Source organism: Okeania sp. SIO2B9 (genome assembly GCF_010672505.1).
GTDB classification, from domain to species: domain Bacteria; phylum Cyanobacteriota; class Cyanobacteriia; order Cyanobacteriales; family Microcoleaceae; genus Okeania; species Okeania hirsuta.
Window position 1 is genome coordinate 1 of the sequence record NZ_JAAHGK010000492.1, and the last position, 5,051, is coordinate 5,051.

Here is a 5,051-nt window from a genome sequence, read left to right on the forward strand (position 1 = left end):
TCTTGTAATCTGCCTCTGGGAAGGAGAATATTTTTTTGTTTAAGAATTCTCCTAACTTGAGTACCACTAATTTTGATTCCTGTTTTTTCAGCAAGATAATTTGCTAAACGTTCTCCACTCCAGTGTTGACATTCATAACCGAACTGATGAGGAGATTTTTTGCTGACTTCTACCAATAACTGAATGTACTCTTCTGTAGCTTTACGAAAGTTACCATGCTCTCGTTGATCTCGTAAACTATCTAATTGGTCTGGGTCTCCATGTACACACCAATAAGCAACTGTTCTATAAGAACAACCGATAAATGCAGAAATTTCTGAATAAGTTTTTCCGTCATTTAATAGGAGTAACATCAATACTCGTTCTCGGAAATGAGAGCAATTACCTTCTTGTAAGGCTTTTTGCAATCTTTTCTTTTGCATTGAACTAAGAAAATCTTTAGCAGGCATAACAGCTACCTCAGTTTAACAACTTAATGCAACTTAGCTGCACTATATATATAATTCGCTTTTTGACACCCTCTAAATTGAGAAGATGACCTACGACTCCAAACTCAGACAAAAGTTTGCCTATTGTAGTCTGCTACCCTATAATTCAAGTAAGATTGAGTAAAATTCGTGCTTAGTAATTGAATGGTTTTGACTTCTTCTATAGAAAGCATGAAGAACCGGATTTAACTTAACCCTATATTTTTAACAGTTAATCTGGCCACAACTAGACATAAAAATATAAGTTTGTCTTACCAGATATATGGTTACTGCTAATAAAAATATATTACTTTTTTGTAAAATCTTTTCCTGTCAAATAATTAACAGTTTATTCTCTGATAATTAGAATTACTAAATAACTCTCGCATCTTTAGATGTGTAGATACTCAACCGTTCTTAGAAACCTAGGATAATCTATAGAAATCTATGATTGATCTGTTCTATTCCTGCTTCACTCTGGCAGTGTCGGCACTCACCAGTCCACAGGCTGTCACGGACGTTTGCTGCGCAACGCTAGCGCGAAACGCGGAACGCGGAGCGTAGCTATCACTGCCCGCCATAGCTAAATTTAACCCTGCAAACAAGTCTCATCGCAGCTAAAATTGTAGTGTTTGCAATTTGATTACGCGCTCTGATAAAGACAGAGATTCTTTAACAGTTCCACACCTAGAGCAAGTTTTAGAACTAGGTTTTACCCTACTCCAAAAGACGAAAATTTGATGCTCAGGCAGTGGAGTTATTTGTGCAATGTGCCATGCCCAAGGGTATGATTCAAACAGGTAAGCCCAAAAGCTACAAAGTTGAAATCTAGTTAACTCCAACTAAGGTCATTGTCGCGTTGGCGGAGCAAGTGCGGCAGTTATATCGCAACATTCTAGTTATTTGATTTACTGACTGAATCCATGATCAAAAACATTGTTGTAATTGTTACGGGTCTAAAGGTGCAAAAACTCTGGCAAATGTATCGTTAGATGGAATTCCATTAGGCAGTTCTAAAAAACTTTTTAGCCATTTACATTTAGATTCACCATAAGATTCTATATCTATCCACGTATCTGCACCACAAATTACAGCACAAATAGTAATTGTAATAATATCAATTAATTTATGATGTTTGGTTCTATCTACTCTTGGGTCTTCTAGTTCACTAAAATACTCATAAATACTCTTTTTTGGCTGGAGTTTCATTGTTAAATCTTATTATTACTAGAATAATTATCTTTGATAAATATCTAATCTTCAATTTTAATTAGTTTTTTTTAAGTATTAATTATTGAATTTTTTGGTGAGTTTTGATTGTTGAAAGTTTTGGTATTTTTTGATGGTGATTGCCTCTCGAACGCATAGTCTATTCTGAAATTATCTTTTTGGTCATTTGTTACAAAAATTAGATGCGTTTTCCCTGTGGGGGAGAAGGGGTAGGTATGCTCCGCATACCTACCCCTTCTTTAAAAAGAATTATCATTATTTTAAAAGGAAAAATCAATATTTTAGACAGTTATTTAATCCTTAAAACCTTTATCAAACAATAGTTTTGAGCTGCTTGTCACCCCGTGATAACAGAGAGGAAGTTTAACGTTTTGGCTCTCTCCAGAGGTGATGGAGCAGTGGCTCAACCCAAAGAAAACAGGTACCTATAGTGATATAGCTACCCTTGTTAATGGCTACACTACAATGTTTATTTAGGTTAGGGGGACGGCAAACTGAAGGATTTTTGGCATCAATATTTGCCCTTATGGCAGTGGTTTCGCACTTACCAAATTTTTATGATGACATAGTTGCACAAAAAAAGTCAGGGAGTTCAGACTTTAGGTGAATAATTTTACTAATACACCTAAAACTGATACTCCACAAACTTCTATATTAATATTTATGAGTTGACATTCTTCCGAACTCATACAGCTGCAGGAGCATGAGTGAAGCATTTCTTACCACAAATGTTAGCGCAAGCTTCACATCCGATACAGTCATCTGCATTAGTAATAGTCATTACTTTCCGTAATACTTCATCATCATCATCATCATCATCATCCACAAATTCTCCATGCTCGTTGATGGGTCTAAGTTCTAGAACATTTCTATGACAAACTTTAAAGCAACGACCACAACCTAGGCATTTATTCATGTCAATAGATTCGACATACTGAGGAGTCCAAGCTGTACCACCTTTAGTTAAAGCTGTTAATGTTGCCATTGGTTCTTCTCCTTAATTAATAGACTGAATGTTTTGTTTTGTTTGCTTTGTTCCATCTTTTTATATAATAGCTATTTCCTCTAGCAAAAAAGTATAAAAAAATACTTTTTTCAGGTTTTTTGTAATATTTGATTATGGCTTTTTTTGTATGTTTATTTATTAGAAAATATTTGCAATTATTGCTAGATAAATATACCTATAAACCGTCAAAGTCTCTATATAAGTTTTGACGATATTTTTGGTTGAATTGAGACAATACCAGCAAATAAAATGGACTATTGATATTACTTAAGTTTCGTCAGATACTGGTAATAGAAATTATGAATATAATTAGTGTGCTTTAACACAGTTATAAATTATTTTATGAAAACTAAATAGTAGGATATTGAAGTTGAATACTCTATTGTTTAAAACTTCAAATAGTTTGATGTTCGTAGCTACTCTTCCGTTGCGTTTTGAGTGTTAGGAAGCAGATTTTTCTACGTTGTCTGAGTTTTAAGCTTTTGATATTTCCTAACAGTAATGGCGACTGCGATAATTAGACTCTCAAACAAACATATTTACCCTTCAAGTTTTTCGGTTTTCAACTGTACCGTAGGGCATGCGGAAACAGGCTTTTGATAGCATTTGCGCAGCATTCCCATAGGAAAGCTCATCTGTTTGCGGAGCATTCCGAACGAAAAGAGGCAATAGAGTAAACCCTTGGGCAGAGATCTGTGGATTAAATATTGCAAGGTTTTAAGTTTAAGTGGACTCAATGTTGGTGCAGCCTTGCGGAGCGTAAACCAAGAATCCTGGTTTCAGGAGAATCTCCGTGTCTGCCTCTTTCAGAGGAGCTGCGCTAACAGGTCGGAGAGTATGTTAATACTTCTACCCCTAGCTAAATTGTTTAGATTTGGTATTAGGTTTGAGAGCAGCTTTTTCCACATATTACCTTCTTCAATTTCCAGCCTTAACTGGAATTAATATTTCAAATAATGTACCTTCATTTTGATTAGATATACATCTCAGTTCTCCCCGATGTTTTTCGACAACAATTTGGTGAGAAATTGATAGTCCTAGACCTGTACCCTTGCCCACTGATTTGGTTGTAAAAAACGGGTCAAAAATGCGATTTTGAACAGATTCGCTAATACCACGCCCATTATCAGAAAGGGAAATTTTCACAAAATCTTGATTTACTCCTGTTTCTGACTTTTGAGATATTTCTGTTTTTATGGTAATAATTCCCGGTTCTTTTTGTTCTTCAAGAGCATCTATGGCATTAGCAATAATATTCATAAATACTTGATTCAACTGACTAGCATAACACTCAATATTGGGTAAATTTCCATAGTCTTTGAGCAATGTTATTTCTGGTCTTTTTTCTGTAGCTTTGAGGCGATGTTGTAAAATTAATAAAGTGCTATCTATACCAGAGTGAATATCTACTTTTTTCATCTCCGATTCATCTAAGCGAGAGAAATTTCGTAAAGATAAAACTAACTCTCTAATTCGATTAGCTCCTATATTCATTGAGTCGACCATTTTAGGCAAATCTTCAATCAAGAAATCTGCTTCACACTCTTCAGCAAAATCTTGAATTTCTGGAATCGGATCTTGATAGTTTTGTCGATACAAATTTAATAAATGTAGTAGATCTCTAATGTAGTTATTTGTATGAATAATATTGCCGTATATAAAGCTAATTGGATTATTAATTTCATGGGCAATACCAGCAACCATTTGACCTAGACCAGACATTTTTTCTGCTTGTACTAATTGAGCTTGAGTCTTTTGCAATTCTTTTAAAGCTTTTTCTAATTGCAATGCTCTTTCTCGTTCGCGTTTTTCTGATTCTCGTAGTGCAATTTCTCCTTGTTTTCGTTCTGTGATGTCGCGAATAATTGCTAGGACTTCATCTTTACCACTTTTGACATAACGAGCTTCATAATGATAGAGGTTATAATTAATAATAGTAGAATATTCTGCTGCTTGCACTTTATCAGTGCTGAGAGTAAGCTTTAAATAGTGTCGAGCCCAAATAGCTAAATCTTGGGGAAATATTTCTTCTATAGTTTTCCCTAGTACTTCTGATGCTTTGGGGGCATTTTCATCATCTTTTGATGGGTAGAAGTCGAGAAAAACTCCTTTTGAGTCAAGGCGTAACATTAAGTCGGGAATAGCATGGAGAAGACTATGGTTGCATTTTTGACTTTCTTGTAGTGCTTCTTCTACTCTCTTGCGTTCGGTGATGTCAAATCTAATGGCTAAGTATTGATAAGGTTGTCCGAGGTCGTTTAAAAAAGGTACGATAGTTGTATTAACCCAATAATAACTACCATCTTTAGCCTTATTTTTAATTTCCCCTCTCCACACACGACCAGAGA

The 5,051-nt window shown here is 35.1% G+C and carries 3 protein-coding genes and 1 pseudogene; all 4 read right to left on the reverse strand.

Annotation, left to right across the window (positions count from 1 at the left end):
- Positions 1-449: helix-turn-helix domain-containing protein (locus F6K13_RS17575; protein ID WP_287287904.1), on the reverse strand; the 449-nt coding region annotated here is incomplete at its 3' end.
- Between the two features lie 969 nt (positions 450-1,418).
- A pseudogene (locus F6K13_RS17580) lies at positions 1,419-1,676 on the reverse strand (transposase family protein); the annotation flags it as partial.
- A 706-nt stretch (positions 1,677-2,382) separates the two neighbouring features.
- Positions 2,383-2,682, reverse strand: a complete 300-nt coding sequence (gene fdxB, locus F6K13_RS17585; protein ID WP_124146397.1) for a ferredoxin III, nif-specific — start codon at positions 2,680-2,682, stop codon at positions 2,383-2,385.
- Between the two features lie 939 nt (positions 2,683-3,621).
- On the reverse strand, positions 3,622-5,051 hold a 1,430-nt coding region (locus F6K13_RS17590), incomplete at its 5' end, for an ATP-binding protein (RefSeq protein ID WP_287287905.1).

Bases quoted from the DNA above. Each gene is read 5' to 3' on its own strand.
- fdxB (WP_124146397.1), bottom strand. From the start codon at position 2,682: ATGGCAACATTAACAGCTTTAACTAAAGGTGGTACAGCTTGGACTCCT.